General features: G+C 40.3%; 15 protein-coding genes and 3 tRNA genes. 5 read left to right on the top strand and 13 right to left on the bottom strand.

The window, feature by feature from the left end; all coding sequences use genetic code 11:
• Positions 1–656: 656 nt before the first annotated feature.
• Complete coding sequence (locus K5Q58_RS16695) at positions 657–3,632, top strand: TonB-dependent receptor (protein WP_220755029.1); 2,976 nt, start codon at positions 657–659, stop codon at positions 3,630–3,632.
• Positions 3,633–3,978: 346 nt separating this feature from the next.
• Positions 3,979–4,860 (top strand): NAD(P)-dependent oxidoreductase, encoded by an 882-nt coding sequence (locus K5Q58_RS16690; RefSeq protein WP_220755028.1) that lies wholly within the window; start codon positions 3,979–3,981, stop codon positions 4,858–4,860.
• A gap of 238 nt (positions 4,861–5,098) precedes the next feature.
• On the opposite strand, the gene K5Q58_RS16685 is transcribed toward K5Q58_RS16690, so the two are convergent.
• Positions 5,099–5,698 (bottom strand): glutathione S-transferase family protein, encoded by a 600-nt coding sequence (locus tag K5Q58_RS16685; RefSeq protein WP_220755034.1) that lies wholly within the window; start codon positions 5,696–5,698, stop codon positions 5,099–5,101.
• Positions 5,699–5,798: 100 nt separating this feature from the next.
• The gene (locus tag K5Q58_RS16680) at positions 5,799–9,221 is read right to left on the bottom strand and encodes a PAS domain-containing hybrid sensor histidine kinase/response regulator (protein WP_220755027.1); all 3,423 of its coding nucleotides are present in this window, start codon (positions 9,219–9,221) and stop codon (positions 5,799–5,801) included.
• Between the two features lie 186 nt (positions 9,222–9,407).
• On the opposite strand from K5Q58_RS16680, the gene acs reads away from it, so the two are divergent.
• From acs to K5Q58_RS16665, 3 genes are all read left to right on the top strand, one after another.
• Entirely contained in the window at positions 9,408–11,360 is a 1,953-nt protein-coding gene (acs, locus tag K5Q58_RS16675; RefSeq protein ID WP_220755026.1) for an acetate--CoA ligase, read from the top strand.
• A gap of 212 nt (positions 11,361–11,572) precedes the next feature.
• The gene (locus tag K5Q58_RS16670) at positions 11,573–13,330 is read left to right on the top strand and encodes a DEAD/DEAH box helicase (protein ID WP_220755025.1); all 1,758 of its coding nucleotides are present in this window, start codon (positions 11,573–11,575) and stop codon (positions 13,328–13,330) included.
• Positions 13,331–13,402: 72 nt separating this feature from the next.
• Positions 13,403–13,663: a GrxA family glutaredoxin gene (locus tag K5Q58_RS16665; RefSeq protein ID WP_055026330.1), complete on the top strand. Its 261-nt coding sequence runs from the start codon at positions 13,403–13,405 to the stop codon at positions 13,661–13,663.
• 118 nt (positions 13,664–13,781) lie between these two features.
• On the opposite strand, the gene K5Q58_RS16660 is transcribed toward K5Q58_RS16665, so the two are convergent.
• The 11 genes from K5Q58_RS16660 to ybgC all read right to left on the bottom strand — a co-directional run bounded on the left by K5Q58_RS16660 (position 13,782) and on the right by ybgC (position 21,106).
• A complete protein-coding gene (locus K5Q58_RS16660) occupies positions 13,782–14,933 on the bottom strand; it encodes a DcaP family trimeric outer membrane transporter (RefSeq protein WP_220755024.1) in 1,152 nt (383 codons plus the stop codon).
• A 382-nt stretch (positions 14,934–15,315) separates the two neighbouring features.
• A tRNA-Lys gene (locus K5Q58_RS16655) sits at positions 15,316–15,391 on the bottom strand.
• A 52-nt stretch (positions 15,392–15,443) separates the two neighbouring features.
• A tRNA-Lys gene (locus K5Q58_RS16650) sits at positions 15,444–15,519 on the bottom strand.
• Between the two features lie 149 nt (positions 15,520–15,668).
• A tRNA-Lys gene (locus tag K5Q58_RS16645) sits at positions 15,669–15,744 on the bottom strand.
• A gap of 217 nt (positions 15,745–15,961) precedes the next feature.
• Complete coding sequence (ybgF, locus tag K5Q58_RS16640) at positions 15,962–16,687, bottom strand: tol-pal system protein YbgF (protein ID WP_220755023.1); 726 nt, start codon at positions 16,685–16,687, stop codon at positions 15,962–15,964.
• Positions 16,688–16,750: 63 nt separating this feature from the next.
• Positions 16,751–17,302 (bottom strand): peptidoglycan-associated lipoprotein Pal, encoded by a 552-nt coding sequence (gene pal, locus K5Q58_RS16635; protein ID WP_220755022.1) that lies wholly within the window; start codon positions 17,300–17,302, stop codon positions 16,751–16,753.
• Positions 17,303–17,322: 20 nt separating this feature from the next.
• Positions 17,323–18,651, bottom strand: coding sequence for a Tol-Pal system beta propeller repeat protein TolB (tolB, locus tag K5Q58_RS16630; RefSeq protein WP_220755021.1), 1,329 nt, complete (start codon positions 18,649–18,651; stop codon positions 17,323–17,325).
• Positions 18,652–18,660: 9 nt separating this feature from the next.
• A complete protein-coding gene (gene tolA, locus K5Q58_RS16625) occupies positions 18,661–19,596 on the bottom strand; it encodes a cell envelope integrity protein TolA (protein WP_220755020.1) in 936 nt (311 codons plus the stop codon).
• Between the two features lie 4 nt (positions 19,597–19,600).
• Positions 19,601–20,026, bottom strand: coding sequence for a protein TolR (gene tolR, locus K5Q58_RS16620; RefSeq protein ID WP_220755019.1), 426 nt, complete (start codon positions 20,024–20,026; stop codon positions 19,601–19,603).
• A complete protein-coding gene (tolQ, locus tag K5Q58_RS16615) occupies positions 20,026–20,715 on the bottom strand; it encodes a protein TolQ (protein WP_220755018.1) in 690 nt (229 codons plus the stop codon). The genes tolR and tolQ overlap by 1 nt, the downstream gene beginning before the upstream one ends.
• Positions 20,705–21,106: a tol-pal system-associated acyl-CoA thioesterase gene (ybgC, locus tag K5Q58_RS16610; protein WP_220755033.1), complete on the bottom strand. Its 402-nt coding sequence runs from the start codon at positions 21,104–21,106 to the stop codon at positions 20,705–20,707. Before ybgC ends, tolQ begins: the two co-directional genes overlap by 11 nt.
• Positions 21,107–21,861: the final 755 nt, after the last annotated feature.

Raw genomic sequence — 21,861 nt, 5'->3', positions numbered from 1 at the left:
TAATTCCCTTTCACGCCCCATAGCTTATGAGGGAGTAAATGTAACAATCGCTTCACAAGCAAATTTTTAAAGGAATATGTAATACTAAATTGACATTAAATAGCCTTTCAATGGATTAAACATTTCTTTGCAAGAATTCCACAGTCACAAACATACGTTGTAAAATATTGATTTTAAGCACATAAAAGGCAATATTTCACTTTTTTAATTGTTCATTATTATGCTTAATAAAGCCTATTAACGTTCAAAAATCTTCTCTAATCTGACTAATACCATTACAAAAACAACCAGAATTGGTATTACCAATACTTAAACCGAAACATGACCAAAGCTTTACCACCAATCATCCACTTCGAAGAACACTTAACTATACCTACTTATAGGTAAAATAAATAAATCCTTTAAAATCAGAGCCATAAATACAAAACTCTATAGGAAACTTATATTACCTATTACAAATCGAAATTTTAAAGTGATCGTTCACGTATGACAACAAACCTAGTCACACTAGACCTTGGTATACCAATGTAATGATTTTGGTAATAATAAGTTGCAATCAAATTACCCCTGTTATATAAATGTTGCTGTTGATTAAAACAACAACAATTGGTCATAACAAAGTTTAACAATGACTAAAAACAATTTTTGGGGGAATTATGAAGCTTAATAGAATAAGCGCTATGTTTAGTGAGGCTAAAAGTAAAGCGACTAATGTGTCGCTCTTTGGTGCGACTTTAACGGCTTTGCTAACCATGCCAGCATTTGCAGCTGAACCTGCTGCAGAAGCTGATACAAGTGAAATCGAAGTAATCGCAGTTAAAGGGATCTTCGGTAGCTTGAAAGCTGCGAACTTACTAAAACGAACTGATGACCGTATTGTCGATGCTATTGTTGCTGAAGACATTGGTAAGTTACCTGATAACAATATTGCAGAAGCACTACAACGTATTACCGGTGTTTCAATTGGTACTGACTTCGGCGTAGGTGAATCTGTCACTATTCGCGGCGTATCAGAAAACCTTGTATTACTGAATGGTCGTTCTACTGCTGGTGCTGGTCGTGGCGGTATTGGTTTAGATGATTTCCCATCTAGCTTCTTAAAAACTGTTGAAGTCATTAAGTCTCCAACACCAGAAATGATTGAAGGTGCCTTGGGTGGTACAGTCAACATGCAAACAATTCGCCCATTAGAGCTTTCAGAGCCACTTGTAGCGATTACGTTAGATGGTGAATACGCGGATAAAACAGAAAATACAGCACCTAATTTTTCAATGGGTATTGGTGACAACTGGGACCTAGGTGATGCGGGTACTTTTGGTGCCTCTGCCAATTTAGCTTATTTAGATCGCGAATTACGTCGTGATGAATTTTTTAGTAAAGTAGACTTACAAGACAATATCGATATTGATGGTGACGGTATTGTTGACGATTCAGGTGGACCAAACGGTAAATACCTGCGTCGCACTCAAAACACAGTTGAACAAAAAACTGAACAACGTGAACGTACTGCTTATGGTATTTCTCTACAATGGGAACCCGTTAGTGCTGAAGCCAATATCTACCTAGATTTAAATGCAACCAAACTAGATGGCGGCCAGTCTGCTTATTCTATTCTTGATGTAGGCGGTTCTTCTGTAGCAAGAAGTGATTCTTACTACGACTCTAACGGCGAGCTTCATAATTACGATTTAGATGGCGTACTAGTAATTCCAAAAACATGGAGTGATTTTACTACGTCAGATACCACCTCACATGCCATTGGTGGTGAATGGTTTATCACAGATAATATTGAACTGTCTGCTGAGTATTCATTATCTAAATCTGAAGAAAAACAAACAGCAAACGAGTTTAACCTACGCCCTATTGAACGTACTGACCCAACTGATTCATTAACCACTCATACAAGTACAAGTAGCTCATACAGCGGTAGTGGTATTCCAGGTTATATGTATGCTGACTCAGGTATGCTAACTAATCCTGACAACTTAGTCTTCCGTGAATTTTTCCACAAAACATTAGAAACTGACAATGAAGAGCAAGCATTACGCTTTGACTTTAAAATTAGTGATATTGGTGTAGATTGGGTATCAGCTGTTAAAGCCGGTGTTCGCTTTACTGACCGAGATTACACAGCAAACCGCTTTGATCTTAAACCAATTAATGGTGACACAACACTTAAAGATTCATATAAAAAAGCGGTTGATGATAATGGTAACTTCGCCCCTATCTGGATTGATAACGCTTTACTTGCCGATAGCATGAATATCGTTAACTTGAATAATTCGTTCGACCAAACCGGTGTTAACGGCCAAAACGATTTATTGACGTACAATGTATATGACGCTGATCAACTGCAAGATACTGAAGCGACTTACGCACTTGTACAACAAATGCTGCAAGACACTTCTTATGCGATGAACGGGACTTTAGCCGACAACATGGTCGAAGATAACGGCGCATATAAAGAAATCAACGAGAAAACCAGTGCTATTTACGCTCAGTTCCATTTAGATTTTGATGATTTAACTGCGGTATTTGGTGGTCGTTATATTCAAACAGAACTGGAGTCAAGTGTTGTTGCTTCTGTTGACGCTGACGGTAATAAAGTACTAGATACTGGTAAAAATGATTATTCAGATTTCCTACCTAGCTTAAACGTGACTTATACCTTAACTGAAGAAACGTTAATGCGTTTTGCTGCAGCGAAAGTAATGCGTCGCGCTGATTTTGATGAATTAAGTCCAGCACTTTCAATCGATAACTCGTTAGTAACTGGTACTCAAGGTTCTTACCAACTTGAGCCATACCGTGTTACACAATACGATTTATCTGTAGAGCATTACTTTGGTGATGGCGGTATCGTTTCTGCGGCGCTTTTCTATAAAGATGTTAATTCATTCACCCAAACTGACAGCAGCTGTTTAGCTGATGCAAGTACCGTATCAGGTCAAAACACGACTGAATGGGGTAACATTTGTTTACTCGACACTGCTGGTCAAAGTCAAGGTGATGTTAATTTCGCTACAGAAGATCAAGGTTTAGCTTATGTAGACCAACAGAAAGCTGCTGGCCAAACGGGTATTGTAATTGATACTGACGTTAACGGTGGTAGTGGTGAAGTGAAAGGTCTAGAGCTTGGTTATCAGCAACAGTTCACATTCTTACCAGGTTTCTGGTCAGGTTTTGGTGTTAATGCTAACTATACTTATGCAGACAGTGAGCAGCCTGATGGTAACCCATTACTGAACATTTCAGAAAATACAGCTAATGGCCAAATTTACTGGGAAAATGAAGATCTTCAGTTCCGTTTAGCATACAACTGGCGTGACCGTTACTTATATTCACAAGCTGAAAAACGCGTTCAAACTGTTGGTGCATTGGGTTATAACGTATTTAACCAAAATGACCCTACTGCAGATGACTTTGACGCAACAGTAGGTAATAACTACCGTGAAGCACGTGGTCAGTTTGATTTCTCTGCAAGTTGGGATATTAACGAACACTTCGCTGTTGTCGGTAACGTTGTTAACTTAACTGGTGAGCCAATTGAGTATACAACGGAACTTGGTTCTGTATGGAAATATAGCGAATCAGATCGTCGTTACACGTTAGGTTTACGCGCTAGATTCTAATTTAGTCGCACCTCGCAAAGAGAGCCTATTAATTTGATAGGCTCTCTTTAAATAAACCCTAACCACACCACTGTATTTACTTCGAAATAAAACAACCAATGTCACAAAATCAACAATTGGTAAACCAATTATAATAATTGGTCAGTAAACAATTGGCTTTACAGTCTTATTGTAATACAATTAAAAAATCAGAAGTAAGTAAAGAATTCGTACACTTTTAATTGAAACTATAAAAGCAAGACTGATAATCATTTTCGCTTTTATAAAAATAACTTAGCACGCCTATTCTTGATGCTAGCGCAAATAGCATTCAGATAGCATTTACCAATATATTTAGGAGTTAGATATGACAAAGCCTGTCATTGGTTTCATCGGACTTGGCCTTATGGGCGGCAACATGGTTGAGAACCTTCAAAAGAGAGGTTATCAAGTAAATGTAATGGATCTTAGTGCAGAAGCTGTTGCTCGAGTTACTGACCGTGGTAACGCAACTGCGTTTACTTCAGCAAAAGAGTTAGCAGCTGCAAGTGATGTCGTTCAGTTCTGCCTAACAACTTCAGAAGTTGTTGAAAAGATTGTTTACGGCGACGACGGTGTTTTAGCAGGTATTAAAGAAGGTTCAGTATTAGTTGATTTTGGTACTTCTATCCCAGCTTCTACTAAGAAAATCGGTGCTGCACTAGCAGAAAAAGGCGCGGGCATGATTGATGCTCCTTTAGGTCGTACTCCTGCACATGCTAAAGATGGCCTATTAAATATTATGGCTGCTGGCGACATGGATACATTCAATAAGGTTAAGTCTCTTTTAGAAGAGCAAGGCGAGAATGTATTCCACCTAGGTGCATTAGGTGCAGGTCACACTACCAAGTTAATCAACAACTTCATGGGCATGACTACTGTTGCTACTATGTCTCAAGCTTTTGCAGTTGCAAAACTTGCAGGTGTTGATGGCCAACAACTGTTTGACATCATGTCAGCTGGTCCATCTAACTCTCCGTTCATGCAGTTCTGCAAGTTCTATGCTGTAGATGGTGAAGAAAAATTAGGTTTCTCTGTTGCTAATGCCAACAAAGATCTTGGTTACTTCCTAGCAATGTGTGAAGACTTAGGTACTCAGTCTTTAATTGCTCAAGGTACTTCAACAAGCTTACAAGCTGCTGTTGATGCTGGTATGGGTCAAAATGACGTACCTGTAATTTTTGATTACTTCACTAAGTTAGCAAAGTAATTTAAAACAAGCTTACTCAAAAGCCTTACTAGAGTGTTAACACTGCGATGCAGTCATACTCAGTAAGGTTTTTTTATGTTCTAAGGTAATGTTTGGAATTAAATATTTTGAAGCTAACATTTTGAAATAAACATTTTTAAGTTAACGTTTTCTTCTAATTAATCAAGTTTTTATAAATAATTAGCGCATGTATTAAAAGAATTCTCTCTTCTATTCTTATAGTTTAATCCATCTCTTGTCAGCCAAACATGCTCACATATCCCCTTTGCTTAGTAACCCGTTCTAACCAGTTATTAATGTTGACATAATGAGTTAAATCAAAACCTCCTTCATGTGCGACATGGGTATAGGCATAAAGTGCAATATCGGCCAAGGTAAACTGAGAGCCAATAATAAACAGGTTATCTGATAACTGCTGATCAAGTAAGCCAAGTATTTTAGTCCCCTTAGCATGTAATGAATCATATTCAGACTGACGCTCAACAGGCATGTTTTGGTATAACTGAATAAAGCGTGCCACGGCAATGCATGGCTCATGAGTATATTGCTCGTAAAACATCCATTGATACATCAACGCCTTATCAAATTCATCTTTAGGAACAAGCTCAGAATTACCAGCTAAATAACCAATAATCGCATTAGATTCAGCTAGGACTCTGCCATCAGTTAATTCTATAATCGGTAACTTACCTTGGGGACTTTTGGCTAAAAACGCTGGCGTTGTTGTCTCCCCTTTCATCAAGTCTACTGCTTTCCACTGATATTCAATATTCAGCAGATGTAGTGTGAGTTTAATTTTATAGCAATTACCTGACTTCTCATCACCGTATACTGTAATCATTCGCTGTCCTTGTGAAACCGATATACATCTTGGTTTGATGACTAATCGCTTATTTTACTCTTAATTTTTTGGCTGACCTAACTCTTAATTTTATGTCTTACTTAACTAAGCTAGAAATAAGCGCTCTTAATGCGGCAGGTTTTACCATTTTCGCCATATAGTGATAACCACGCTTTTGTACATCGTCAACCAAATCTTTATTGGTATTAGCAGTAATCAAGATCCCTGGTAAATGCTCACCGTAACGAGAGCGGATGCCGTCCATCGCATCAACACCATTTTGATCATTATCTAAATGGTAATCGGCTAAAACAATATCGGGCGCGACGCCCTTTAAGCCCAGTTTAATTCGTGCATCTGCTAAATCAGATGCACACACGACTTCACACTTCCAACGAGTTAATAAGCTTTCAAGCCCTGCTAAAATGGCTTCTTCGTTATCAATACAAAGCACTTTCACCCCAGCTAATGGCTGAGTTAATGTTGGCACTGGTTTAATGACTTTTTCACTGACTGTCTCACCAAGCGGCACCGTTATAGAAAATACCGAACCCTGACCCAATTTGGATGTCACTTGTATTTGATGTTCAAGCACCTTGCTGATCCTGTCTGCAATCGCTAAACCTAGGCCAAGGCCACTCACATTGCGACTACTCGGGTGATTGAGCCGCTTAAACTCTTTGAAAATTTCTTCGGTTTCGTTTTCATCAATTCCGCAACCGGTATCAATAACTTGTATTTCAAGGAAGTCACCACGACGGCGACAACCCAACAAGACTTGCCCTCCTTTTGCATAGCGATACGCATTGGTCAGAAAGTTTTGTAAAATACGTCTTAATAAAGATAAATCAGAATTTATCGTGGCAGTGCAAGGCATCATGTTAAATCGAATTTGGTTATCATTAGCCATCGCATCGAACTCAACAGATAAGCCATTTAACAGCTCTGCCACCGCAAAGTCGCGACGATTAACTTCGACCATGCCTGAATCTAACTTAGAGATATCCAGTAAATCTGTTAATAGCTCACCCGCTGTGCGAAGTGAATTATTGATATGAGAAATAGTAGTTTTACCTTCTAAATCTAAATTGGGGTATTGTGCAAGAGACGCTGTAAATAAACGCGCCGCATTTAAAGGCTGCATTAAGTCATGTCCTACTGCTGCCAAAAAGCGACTTTTAGAGGCATTTGCTAACTCTTCTTGGGCTTTCGCTTCCAGTAGTTCACTGTTAAGCATTGCCAGTTCATAAGTACGCTCTTGTACGCGAGACTCTAGTGTTTCATTAGCTTCAATCAATGCCTTTTCTTGCAGTCGATACTGAGTAATATCGGTAAAGGTCATCACAAAACCGCCATCTGGCATGGGATTACCTTGAATCTTAATGACCTTGCCGTCTTTTCGTTGTCGCTCTGAAGTATGTTCTGTGCCGTTTCGCATGTGCTGAACACGGATCTCAACCTGTGTTTCTATATCGCCTTCACCACAATAACCTCGCGCAGCATTAAAACGCACGACTTCACTGATTGGCATACCTTGTTGTAAAAAGTCATCAGGATAATCATAAAGCTCTGCGTATTTATAATTCCACGCAACAAGGTTTAAGTCTTTATCAACAACGCTCATGCCTTCATAGGCATGTTCAATAGCGCCGCGAAGCATGTCTTGGCTCAAAATAATTTTTGACGACGCTTCATCTACTAAGCTGAAAACTTCATCAAGGGCTAAATCACGTCCTTGTAATACAGAATCCATCACCAGTGAAGCACTGGATGCACCAAGCACACCTGCGAGCATATGTTCAGTATGAGAAATCAGTTCTTCACCAGCAACCTTGTGCCATGAGTCACTGCGCACTGCATCAGGGGAGAATTTACTGAAGCTTTCATAAGCTCTTGTCGGACTGACAAAACGACTCGCAAGGATTAATAAGTCCTGCTGAGAAATTGCGCCATGTTTGCGGTTAGTGTCCTTCTTATCACCCTGCTTATTTGCCCCAGGGTTAATAAAATGACTTGCTTGAATACGCTCTGCTACACCCGCTCTGAACCAAAGAGAGCCTAAAATATAACAAACCACATTGGCGAGTAATGCAATTAAGGTATCGGCAACTTCTGGGCTTATAGACGCTAGCAGACCCGTTTCGCCGCCAATCCCTACACTGCCCTCAAATAAGATGTAACACCAAAGCGAGAAACCAACGGCTAAGCCTAAAAAGACTCCAGAACGATTACCATATTTCCAATACATTCCACCTAATAAAGCTGGCGCTAATTGCGCAAATGCCCCAAAAGAAAGCTGTCCAAGGTGAGACAGCGATTCGCTGTTGCCAAACAACAAATAACTTAAATAACCTAACGCCAGAATGATGACGATGGCTAAGCGACGGGCGTTTAATAAAAAGCGGGCAAATTGATTAAAGTTGGTTCCATTAACACGGCCTGTTCGCAACATAAACGGCACTAACCATTCGTTACTGATCATCACACTAATAGTAACTACCGCTACGATTACCATGCCTGTCGCTGCAGACAAAGTACCCAATAATGCGATGACTGCCAGCACGGGCTGGTCTAATGCAAGAGGTAGATTAATCACATAGGTATCTGCAGCAACACTATCACCTAATAACAAGGTGCCTGCTAATGCCAGCGGCGCGACAAATAGCCCGAACATGGCTAAATAAAGCGGAAAAATCCAACGAGCTTTGTTAAGTACCGCTTCTTCAGCACACTCAACTACCATCACATGGAATTGACGCGGCATACACATGAAGGCAGCTATCCCCACCAGCATTTCAGGCAAAAATGACACGATATTAAGGCTGCCATTTTTGATGATATCTTTGTCTGATGCTTGCTGCCAAATATCGCCAAAACCATCAAAGTATAAATAGGTAATCACAAAACCGACGATCAAGAATGCCGCCAATTTTACCAGCGACTCAAATGCAATGGCGACCATCATGCCCGGGTTATGTTCTGTGGCATCCAGTTTTCGGGTGCCAAACAAAATGGCAAAAATAGCCAATATAAAAGTAATAAGTAAAGGTACACTGACAGCACTTAAAGGCTGATTGTCTGGTTGGAAAAGATTTAAACTAAACACCATCGCTTTAAGTTGTAAGGCGATGTAAGGCATGATGCCAAATAGTGCAATGAGGGTAACAATCGCTGCGAGAGTTTGAGATTTACCATATCGAGCGGCAATAAAATCAGCCACTGAAGTAATATTTTGCGCTTTTGAGATGATAACCATCTTGCGCAATACCCCAAAACCGAGCGAAAAAACTAATATGGGGCCTAAGTATATCGGTAAAAAAGACCACAAATCGTTGGCAGATTGACCAACTGTGCCTAAGAAGCTCCAAGAAGAACAGTAAACCGCTAGACTTAAGCCGTATATCCATACCTGAACTTTTTTGGTGATCTTGCTAAACCATCGCTCAGCTCCCCACGCTAAAATAAACAGTAAAGAAACATAGCAAATTGCAATCACAGCAACGACTAAGGTCAAATTCATGGCTTTCTCTTCTTATTATATTCGCTTAATAAATAAGCAATAAATCTGTGTCAATTTGGTGCCATGCTAACATGCGCAACAGGTTAAATATTAAGGATATTTTAAAACTAGACCAAGGTCTAATAGTGTTAACCTCACCTTGCAGACGATACTTTCGTAACGCTAAATTCGACAAAGGGAAGCCATATGAGCTCGCAGTCTCTCTATAAAGTACCAGCAGATTTCGCAACCAACGCACTGGTAGACAATGATACCTATAAGAAAATGTACCAAGAATCTGTGGTAAATCCAGAAGGTTTTTGGAGAGAACACGGTAAGCGTATTGATTGGATCAAACCCTACACCAAAATTAAGAAGACGTCATTTGATGATCATAACCTGTCAATTAACTGGTTTTATGATGGCACATTGAACGCTTCAGCTAACTGTTTGGATCGCCACCTTGAAAAAAATGGTGACCGTGTTGCCATTATCTGGGAAGGCGATGATGCCAGCGAACAACGCAAAATTACCTACCGTGAGCTTCATACTGATGTATGTAAGTTTGCTAACGCCCTACGCAGCCAAGGTGTTTGTAAAGGCGATGTAGTAACCATTTATATGCCAATGGTGCCAGAAGCTGCAGTCGCAATGCTAGCATGTGCACGCATCGGTGCTGTTCACTCTGTTGTCTTTGGTGGCTTCTCACCTGACTCAATTGCATCACGTGTGATTGATGGTAATTCAAAAGTGCTAATTACTGCCGATGAAGGTATTCGTGGCGGTCGTAAAATTCCATTAAAGCGAAGCATTGATGACGCACTGAATAATCCAGATGTTGATTGCGTCGAAAAAGTTATCGTACTTAACCGAACTGGTGGTGACATCGATTGGGTTGAAGGTCGTGATATTTGGTGGAGCGATGTAATGGCAACAGCTTCAGAGCATTGCCAAGCAGAAGAAATGGGCGCTGAAGACCCGCTTTTCCTACTGTATACATCAGGCTCAACCGGTAACCCTAAAGGTGTGTTACACACCACAGGTGGTTACATGGTTTATGCTTCAATGACTCACGAATATGTCTTTGATTACAAAGAAGGTGAAGTTTACTGGTGTACTGCTGATGTGGGGTGGATTACCGGTCACTCATACATGGTATACGGCCCGCTTGCTAATGGCGCAACCGTGCTAATTCACGAAGGTGTTCCTAACTCGCCAGGCCCTTCTCGTTTAGGCGAAATGATTGACCGTCATAAAGTCAATATTCTTTATACAGCTCCGACATTAATCCGTGCATTAATGGCTGAGGGCAAAGAGCAATTTGAAGGTTTCGATGGCAGCTCTTTACGTGTCATGGGCTCAGTAGGTGAACCTATTAACCCAGAAGCATGGCGTTGGTACCACGAAGTGATTGGTCATGAGTCTTGCCCTATTGTGGATACATGGTGGCAAACAGAAACTGGTGGCATTCTAATTAGCCCGTTACCAGGCGCAACTGATGCAAAACCAGGCTCTGCTACTCGTCCATTCTTTGGCGTACAACCTGCGTTAGTGGATAACATGGGCAATATTTTAGACGGCGCGGTTGAAGGAAACTTAGTCATCCTAGATTCATGGCCTGGTCAAATGCGAACTGTTTATGGCGACCATGACCGTTTTGCACTGACCTACTTTAAAACCTTTAGAGGCATGTACTTTACTGGTGACGGTGCACGTCGTGATGAAGATGGTTATTACTGGATCACTGGCCGAGTAGATGACGTTATTAATGTGTCCGGCCATCGACTTGGTACAGCAGAAGTTGAAAGTGCACTTGTTTCACATGAGCTAGTTGCTGAAGCTGCAGTAGTTGGTTACCCCCATGATATCAAGGGCCAAGGTATCTATGCTTATGTGACGCTTACTAAAGGCGTTGAAGAAACAGAAGAACTTCGTCAAGGTCTACGCCAATGGGTTCGTAAAGAAATCGGCGCCCTAGCGACCCCTGATTTAATTCAGTGGGCTGGCGGACTACCTAAAACGCGTTCAGGCAAAATCATGCGTCGCTTCTTACGCAAGATTGCAGCAAATGAAGTGACCAACTTAGGTGATTCTTCAACACTGGCAGATCCAGCGGTAATCGATACACTTATCGAATCCCGCTTAAATAAAACCGAATAACACTGACGATTAGTGATTGTCAGGTTAATCGTAACCTTTACGTCCTACCCACCTAGAGAGTCTTGACCAGATTCTCATTGCCCCCTCAAATGAGGGGGCTTTTTTATGTTAAAACTCAGCTTAAGCAAATCGTAATAACCTAACATCCACTGCGTTACGTGATAAAGTAACCCCTCAGTTATCTTTTCAAAACATTCAACAATAACGAGTTTATGCCAGTAACAATTTCGCTTCGTGATTATCAGCAAGACTCAGTCAATGCTGCCATAGCCCATTTTAAACAAAGTAATGATTCAGCGGTGCTGGTATTACCCACAGGTGCAGGTAAAAGCATCGTCATCGCTGAGCTTGCACGTATTGCACGTGGAAATGTTTTAGTGCTCACTCACGTTAAAGAGTTAGTTGCACAAAATGCAGAAAAAGTGGGTTTACTAACCGAAGAAGCCAGTATTTATTCTGCTGGATTAAATCAAAAAAAAGCAGTTGGTAAAACTGTTGTCGCCAGTGTGCAATCTGCAGCAAGAGCGCCAGAAAAATTCAATCAGGTTTTTTCTTTGGTGATCATTGATGAGTGTCACCGCGTGAGTAACGATGAAAATAGTCAATACTGGCAATTGCTGGCTCATTTAAAAAAACGTAACCCACAACTTAAATTATTGGGTTTAACAGCAACACCATACCGCTTAGGTTTAGGTTGGATATATCGCCACCACTACCATGGCAAAGTGGGTAACACTGAAAAACCGATTTTTGAAAAATGTATATTTGAGCTGCCAATGCGGCCTTTAATCAAGCAAGGTTATTTAACTGCGCCTAAGATTTTTGATGGCTTAAGTGCTCAATATGACTTTAGCCAAGTCACACCTTCAGAATCTGGGGAGTACCCGCAAAAAGAAGTCGATGACTTACTCAATCATCAAGGCCGAGCAACAACCGCTATTATCAAACAAGTGCTACAACTTGCCGAGCACCGTAAAGGCGTGCTCATATTTGCAGCAACAGTGCGTCATGCACAAGAAATAATGACGTTACTCGATGATAGTGCAGCATTAATAACCGCTGAGACACTTCATATCGAGCGCGATGAAATAATTACTCGCTTTAAACAACAGCAACTTAAATTTATTGTTAACGTTGCAGTATTAACCACTGGCTTTGACGCCCCTCATGTGGACTTAATCGCGATTTTAAGACCTACAGCATCAGTGAGCCTATTTCAGCAAATGATTGGCCGAGGGCTCCGTTTAGCGCCTGATAAAGATGATTGCCTAGTAATTGATTACGCAGCAAATGGCTATGACTTATACTTCCCAGAAGTTGGCCAAGTGAAAACCAACAGTAAATCTGTACCTGTGCAAGTTCACTGCCCCGTTTGTCAGTTTGCCAACACGTTTTGGGGATTAGTTGATAGTGACGGCGATATAGTTGAGCACTTTGGCAGGCGGTGCCAAGGCTTAGTAGAAAAGACTCATGATAATCAAAAACATCAATGTGACTTTCGATTCAGGTCAAAATCCTGTCCTGATTGCGGCGCTGAGAATGATATTGCTGCCCGTATATGCCAAACCTGTCAATCTACATTGATAGATCCAGACAAACGCTTGAAGCAAGTCTTATCTTCTCAACATCACCATCTCTTTAAATGCCAAGAAATGCTACTAACGGCAGATGACAACAAATTAATCGTTCAATACTTCGATATTGAAGCGAATGACTTTAAAGAAACCTTTAGAATGGAAACCCCTGCCCAGCGCCGCGCGCTATTTGCCATTTTTATCGCACCGCATTCGCGAACGCCAGGAATGAAACATCCACAATACAAAACACCGCAGCAACTTATTACTCAAGCAGATCACTTTAAGAAACCTGATTTACTCCTATTAAAAAAACAGAAAAATAAATGGGATTTAGTCGAGAAGTTTTTTGACTATAAAGGTCGTTATAAAACGATTGATGAAAGTAGTTTTTAACCGAGTTCTGTATAAATTATCAATTCAATAAGAGTTATGGTATAAATCTTCAAATCAAAAAAAGGAGTCACTATGTTTGTTGTAATTTTTGGCCGTCCAGGCTGTCCATATTGTGTTCGTGCTGTTGAATTATCAGAAAAATTAACTGAACAGCGTGACGGTTTTAAATTTAAGTACGTAGACATTCATGCTGAAGGCATTTCTAAAGCTGACCTAGAGAAAACTGTGGGCAAGCCAGTTGAAACGGTACCGCAAATCTTCGTAGATGAAGTTCATGTAGGTGGTTACACTGAGTTCGAACAGTATGTTCGTTCAAATAACTTATTAGGCTAAATATTTTCGCTACAATTCGCTAATATATTATTGAAAGAAAAAGGGTTAATTCAATGAATTAACCCTTTTAAATGTAACTTGATTTTCGGGGGGGAAGTTACAATATCAAACTACTTTACTATAGGACGTATTTAGCAGAAAACAAAATACGGCTTAAGTCACCATCGCTACCATCTTCTCTTTCATTCATCGCATACATATACTCAACACCAAAAGTTAACGGCTTAGTTGGTGAATACAGCAAGTTAATATAGCTAGAATATGATTCAGCATTAACCTGATCACTTGATAGCATGGTATCGTTATCAGCCTTAAACGCTGAAACAGTTAAGCTAGAACGCCATTTATCATTCCACCAATGACGATAAGCTGCATAACCACCATATGAACTGATGGTTTGTATTTCGCCAGATGCATCTAAATTACCTGCATTTGCATAGTTAAGCGCCATATAACGGCCTAAACCTTCACCATATGTTGCTGAAAACTTAAAGTCATCTCCGCCAACTGGAATAATACCTGCGATGCTCGCACCATAACCCATTTCTGTTGAGTCAACGGCTTGCGTGCCAACATTTTGTTCTACATTTAATTGACGTAAAATACCTGCTACAGAAATGGCTGTACCACCTTCTGTTTTAAAGTTATAACGCGCAACAACATCTGGCACAATACCACTTCCACTGGTTAAACGAGATGCTGTTTGGTATTGATTTACGGTTGTTTCTGGATTTTCTACCGCTAACTGGAAGCCACCATTGGTATATCGGATCATCGCTTGACGCACAAATGGCGTACCCTCAGCTGCCCCAACGAAATCTAAGTTCTCTGGCAACGCACCAGGGTTTTGAAATGTGGTCCATGTTTGACCTACAGTCCAATTATCATAGCTTACAAATGCTTGGCGAATACGAGGAGAATAACTGTTTGATACACGTTCATTACCATCTGTATGAGTCATGAAATCTAATTCAATAAACCCTGTTAGCTTATGGCCATCAAAATCTGACACAGTTTTAAAATTAAAGCGTGTCTCACGTGCTTGAAAATCGACAACTTGGTTGCCATTTCCTTCTTCCCCATAAATAGTACCAGGCACATAAAACTGACGAGATAAACTTCCTGAGTCTGGCGCCCCATTACCATAATCACTGAACATCACATCGGCTTTTACATAACCACCAAACTGCATATCAGTATCTGCATAGCTCACATTACTTAATGCCAGCATCGAGATACCTATTACTAAACCATATTTTGCTTGTTTCATCATGCTCTCCCTGTTCTTATCATCCATAGCAATATGACCCAGTTAACATCCAAGCAACATTAGCAATAGGTCTATTAGACAAAAGTAGATGAGAGAAAACTAAAATGATTATCAGAATTGCAATTAAATGGTGGATAACATTAGCAATTAGAATACGTTAAGACTGATCGGTGAATTTATTAGCTAAGCTGTATTTTTGTGAACAAAAGAATACTTATTTATGAGGCGATAAAGTTGACAAAAAGTACAACATCAACATACAAGAGATGAATTTATATCTAAGCTGAATAAATTAAAAAACTGGAATATAAATAGATTAAAAACGATAGGACAATAGAGGGTCTGAATCAAAGCCGAACAGGCTATCTCACTTTCAGAAAAGTGGTGGGTCGTGAAGGATTCGAACCTTCGACCAATTGGTTAAAAGCCAACTGCTCTACCAACTGAGCTAACGACCCATCTAGGTAATGCATCTAAATCTATGCCTAACTGGCAACACTTTTAGAAAAGTGGTGGGTCGTGAAGGATTCGAACCTTCGACCAATTGGTTAAAAGCCAACTGCTCTACCAACTGAGCTAACGACCCATCTGTATTTCATTAAAACTATGTCTTAATTGGAGAGAAAGCCAACTGCTTAATTAAACTAAGCAACTGTTCTAACGACCCATCTAGTTTTACGTAACGATTCATTACGTCTGAATTAAAGCCTGACTGGCAATCTCACTTTCAGAAAGTGGTGGGTCGTGAAGGATTCGAACCTTCGACCAATTGGTTAAAAGCCAACTGCTCTACCAACTGAGCTAACGACCCATTTCTGTTTCTTAGATTAAGTGAAGACTATAAATAGAGTTCAATCAATCTGTCATCAAAATAAGTTAATCTAACCTGTTTAATGACCCCAGAACGTCGCTCCGTTCTGAGGGCGCCTATAATACCTTTTTCATCTTCTCATGCAAGTGCAATTTATGGTTTTTTTGCCGTTTGCACTAAAAATAAACTAAGAGGCTGTTTTTTAGTTAAATTAGGCTTATAAAGCCGACAGTTGTTGTTGTGCTAGACGAGCAGAGGCACTATTTGCATATTCTTTTAATACGCGGTTATAGAAAGTCTTTGCTGTTGTGCTATCACCCTCTTTCTCTGCGATCATACCTAGCTTGACTAAACTATCACCACGCTTGTTTGAGTTAGGGTATTTTGTCACCACAGTATCAAAAGCTTGCTTAGCTTCTGGGAAGGTACCTTTATTAAATAATAACTGTCCAAGCCAATAATTTGCGTTAGCCGCATAAGTTGAATCAGGATATTGCTTAATAAACTCGCTGAAGGCTGGAATAGCTTCATCATACTTTCTTTCTTTCAACACAAGGTTGACCGCTTGCTCATAGCTGGCAGTTTCACCTAATGTGGACTTTGTCGCTGAAGTCGCACTTGAATCAGCAACAGTCACTGTGGTTGAAGCAGCACTTGCTGATAAATTGGCAATTTCTTCATAAAGCTGACGTTGACGCTGAAGCATTTGACTAATTTGGTAATCTTGCTGTTCGGTAATGCCACGTAAATCCAATACTTCACGTTGTAAAGCATCTAAGCGTTGTTGGGCTTCGAATTCAGTTTGTTGTTTCGCTTTAATTATACGCTCTAAACGAGAGATGCGATCATCACTTGAACCACCAGCAATGTCTTGTACTGGCGCAGGTGCAGCTGTGGCACCCGCAGTTACAAACATTGCAGCAACTAAAACAGCATGTTTCATCAATAAACTCCTAAAATGGCCAGCAGGACTGGCCCTCCGTATACGTCAATTGTTATAACGTAATTAGTAAACTAAAACACCACGACGGTTTTTAGCAAAACCACTTTCTGAACGAGAAAAATCTAATGGTTTTTCTTCACCGTAACTAACCACACTCATTTGGCTAGCTTGAACACCCATGCCTTGTAAGTATTTTGCAATGGCTTTGGCACGGCGTTCCCCAAGAGCAATATTGTATTCAGGTGTACCACGCTCATCTGCATGACCTTCAATCAATACTCGCACATTTGGATGTTCTACTAAGTAGTTACCGTGAGCTTGGATAATTGCCGCATTTTCGCTTTGTACTTCACTACGGTCAAAATCAAAGTAAATGATGTTTTGAGCACGTAATTCTTCTTGCTCAACTCTTTGTTGCTCTTCTGGTGTTAAGATTGGCGCTACGCCACCAGTTTCAACTCCACCAGAACCATATTCACCGCCAGTAGTTGTGGTTGTTGAACCACTTGTTGAACCACTTGCATCTGTTTCAGATTCTGAAGTTGTGCTACATGCCCCTAATGCCATTACAGGTACAACAACTAACATAGCTTTAAACAACTTATTCAGATTCATGTGTAATCCTTAATTAATTTTTATAAAAATGGAGACCAGGCTGGCGATTTCACTTCGCCTTGGCCTGCTGGTAGTCTTGCTTTAAATCTTCCATCCATAGATACCGCAGCTAACACTTGGCTACCGCGGTAAGTGGTACCATAAATAACCATGGTTCCATTTGGCGCAATACTTGGAGACTCATCAAGTTGAGTCGAAGTCAGTACTTGCATAAAGCGAGTTTTAAGATCCATTCTCGCGATATTGTATTTACCGTTAGTGCGGTTAACAAAAATCATGCTGCGACCATCAGGTGTTATCGTGCCACCTAAATTCCACTCACCTTCAAATGTCACACGTGATATTTTTCCAGTGCTCAGTTTCACTTGATAAATTTGCGGTCTACCGCCGCGTTCAGAGGTAAAAATCAACGACTCACCATCTGGTGTCCACGAAGCTTCAGTATCAATCGCATAATGATTAGTGACACGCTTCAATGCTTTAGTGGCGATATCAATAATATATATTTCTGGCTGGCCATCTTTAGATAAAGTCACCGCCAGCTTTTTACCGTCAGGAGAAAAGCTTGGAGCACCATTTATACCATTATGCGAGCTAACTTTAACGCGCTCTTGAGTATAGATATCTTGAACAAAGATTTCCGCTTTACGGTTCTCAAAACTTACATATGCTAAACGACGTCCATCAGGCGACCATGCTGGTGACATTAATGGCTCAGGTGAACGTAATAACATTTGTTCGTTATAACCGTCGTAATCTGAAATCATTAAATGATATGGCGACTTTTCGCCTTGCTTAACCACAACATAAGCTACACGGCTTAAAAACGCACCACGAATACCAGTTAATTTTTCATACACGATGTCGCTGATACGGTGACCGTATTGTCTAAATTGCGCTTCACTAATGACCGTTTCACGACTTTCAAGTAATAAGTCATTAGAAGTCGTAGGACCTTTACCTGATTGCAGTTGCGCTTTAACAAGATCAATCAGATCAAAGCTCACTAAATATTGATTAGTACCATAAGGTTTAATAGAACCTACGAGTAATGCTTCAGATGCCGTTTCGCCCCAACCAGTGGCAATAAACTCTTTCACAGTGCTGATATTCGTTTGTGGTAAACCGCGCGCATCAAGGGGGTTAAACGTACCGCTTCGCGCTAAATCACTGGTAACAACATCACTAATTTGCTGTGGAGCTGGACCTGTACCCTGCCAAACAAAAGGCATAATCGCGATAGGTCTAGCTGCATCAACACCTTCAGTGATAACAATATCTAATGCAGCATTAGCGCTAGTACTAATAAATAGTACCAATATCGTTAACCATTTTGCCAAAATCTTCATGTGACTCCTTTAATTAAATTCCGGTGATACGGTTAAATTAATTTCTTTCATTTTGTTATAAACGTCTGCTTCAGCTGAAACAGGTAAACGCCCTGCTTTGTTAATAGCCGCTTTAGCTGCACGGCAAACTACTTGGTCGCCACTTAATGTTTGGCTTGCAGTGACAAAACCATCTTGCGCTAAGCGAATGAATACTCGACAACTTTTACCACGCATCGACTCATCGACAACCAAATTACGCTGAATAGTTGATTTAATCATTGCGGTGTACTTGTTTACTTCAGACACAACTTGCTTATTACGAGTAGCCGATAGCGCAACTTGTTCAGCCGCCATTGCTTCTGCCATTTCACGTTCTTGGCGAGCACGTTCAGCTTCTTCAGCCTTACGTTTTCTTTCAGCCTCTTCTTTACGTTTGCGTTCATCTTCACGTTTTTTAGCCGCCGCAGCTTCTTCTGCTTTGCGTTTTTCAGCAGCTTTTTTCTCAGCAGCTTGACGTTCAGCTTCTTGCTTTTTACGTAAATCCGCTGCTTTTTGGGCTTTAGCTTTTTCTTCAGCTTCTTTTAACTTTGCAGCTTTCGCCGCATTGTTAGCTTTAAGAGTTTCTTGCTCTTTCAACTTACGCTGATTTTCGAGCTGCTTAATGCGTTCTTGCTCTTTACGCACTTCATCTTTTGCTTTGCGTGCTTGCCTGTCTAACTCAGCTTGACGCTCACGCTCGATACGAGCAGTATCAGCCCGTTGCTTTTTCAGCTTTTCAGCATGCTCATTAATACGCTGTTGATCCACCACCACAGCTTGCACTATTGGCTCTGACTGTTGAGCTTGCGGCAAATGTTTAGGCTTATCATCAAAGCTAATGCCTAATGCTAGCGCGACAATAACGCCAACATGCACACCTGCTGAGATTGTAATTGGTAAGGTTAATTGAGATTTAGCAGCCACCAAATTACTCCTTAGGTGAATCAGTCATCAAGCCCACTGCAGGCACACCCGCACCTTGCAGACTGACCATTAACTGAATCACATTTTCATAAGGAATACGGCGGTCAGCTTTCACGACCACCGGTCTTTCAGGTTCAAGTAAGATCATTGCGCCCACTTGAATTGAGATTTCATCCAAAGACAGTGAATCATCATTAGATCCACTTCCTACATTGAGGAAATACTCTCCAAACTCATCTATAGATGCCACAATAGGTGGTTTACTTTCAGCTGGTAACGGTTCAGCTTCACCTTGAGGTAATTCAACTTTGACCCCTTGCGAAACTATTGGCGCAGTAACCATAAAGATGATTAACAGCACCAACATCACGTCAATATAAGGTACAACATTGATTTCGGCGACCGGACGACGGCGCTTACGTTGATACATTACACCGCTTCCTTCTCACTGTAGGCCTGGCGTTGCAATATGTTAGAAAACTCTTCCATAAAGTTAACGTGCGACATTTCAATCTTTTCGACTTGAGTCGAGAAACGGTTATAGCCAATAACAGCTGGGATCGCGGCGAACAAGCCCATAGCTGTTGCAATCAAGGCTTCAGCAATACCTGGTGCAACCATGGTAAGCGTGGCATTTTCAACGGCGCCAAGAGCAATAAACGAGTTCATGATGCCCCATACTGTTCCGAACAAACCAATATACGGACTTGTTGAACCTATGGTCGCTAATAAAGGAAGGTGTGTTTCTAAACGTTCAACTTCACGAGATAAACTCACTCGCATAGCACGGGTAGTGCCATCCATGACAGCTTCAGGTGATTTACTGTTGGCTTGGCTTAAACGTGAATACTCTTTAAACCCTGCTACAAATAAAGCTTCAAGTCCTGAAACACCTTCACTGCGAGCAGATAATTCTTTATACAACTTGTTGAGATCAACTCCTGACCAAAATGTATCTTCAAATTTGATAGCTTTAGCCCGAGCGCTATTTAATAACTTTCGACGCTGAATAATGACAGCCCATGAGGCAATAGATAAGCATAATAAAGTCAGCATCACTAACTTAACGAGAACACTTGCCTCTAAAAAAAGACCGATAAAAGAAATTTCAGCTTGCACGATTGAACTCCTGCACAATATTTAATGGGATAGCTCTTGGTCGCATACGTGATAAAGCGATACAGGCAACAATAATAGTGCCCTCACAATAGCAGTCGCCTTTGTCATCAAGCAATCGCTGTTTAAACACCAAAGAGGCTTTTTTTAATTCTATGACCTGTGACTCTACAAATAAGTTCTGTTCGAATCTTGCTGCAATGCGAAAATCTAATTCAGCATGCTTAACAACAAAAGCAATATCATCCGCTAATAACTCACTTTGAACGACACCCATAGATTTTAACCACTCGGTTCGGGCGCGCTCGAAGAAGTTTAAATAGTTAGAATGATAAACTACTCCACCAGCATCGGTGTCTTCGTAATAAATTGAAATAGGCCATGTAAACATAATTTGCGATTGTAAATTTTGCGTAATAAAAGATGGCTTACTATACCGAGTACCACAACGCTTGTGAATAAAAGGACTCGGGAAAGCAGGCTTTATTTTATGGTTCAACGCTTAATTTGCCATTAAAAAACGGCTTTTTCAGGCTTAATACAAAGAAATGAAGAAAGTTTAATGTTAACCATTGAAAAGTTTACATTCTATTAACCTTGATAAGTAAACAAACTGGTAGGACAGTGCCGAAATAACCACCAAATTTTGTTACTCAGCCTTTAGTTTGAATTTCATGGGCACCAAATGCTGTTTTTATACTTATATTGCTTATAGAGTCGAGCAAATTAATTCCTTTCATTTATATTTACTTTTTTAGAATAGATTGATTCACCGTAGTCCAGACCCCTTCTTCAAAGTCTTTCTTTAGCGACCACTCACCTCTTAAAAAAACACTAGCTAAAAAAACAGTAACGTTAGTAAAACAAGGCATTTAATCAGCATAATTTATAAACTAATCTTCCATATCAGTTTTGGATAAGATTATTTATTGCATATATTTTTACTTAAAGCCTGCCCCAATTTATTGATGACTTCTCAGTCCAACAGTAAAACTCACTAACACCTCCATTTATTGAGTAGTTAATAGTCAAAAAAGCTATTTAGCATTAATTATACTCATCCTAGTCAAGTTGACATGTTGAACTAGATTCCGTTATCTAAAACCAAAAGGTGATAAACATCACCATTTAAGTTAATCACCCGATATC

Source organism: Shewanella sp. KT0246, from assembly GCF_019654955.1.
Lineage (GTDB): Bacteria > Pseudomonadota > Gammaproteobacteria > Enterobacterales > Shewanellaceae > Shewanella > Shewanella goraebulensis.
This window is presented reverse-complemented; position numbering and strand designations above follow the sequence as displayed.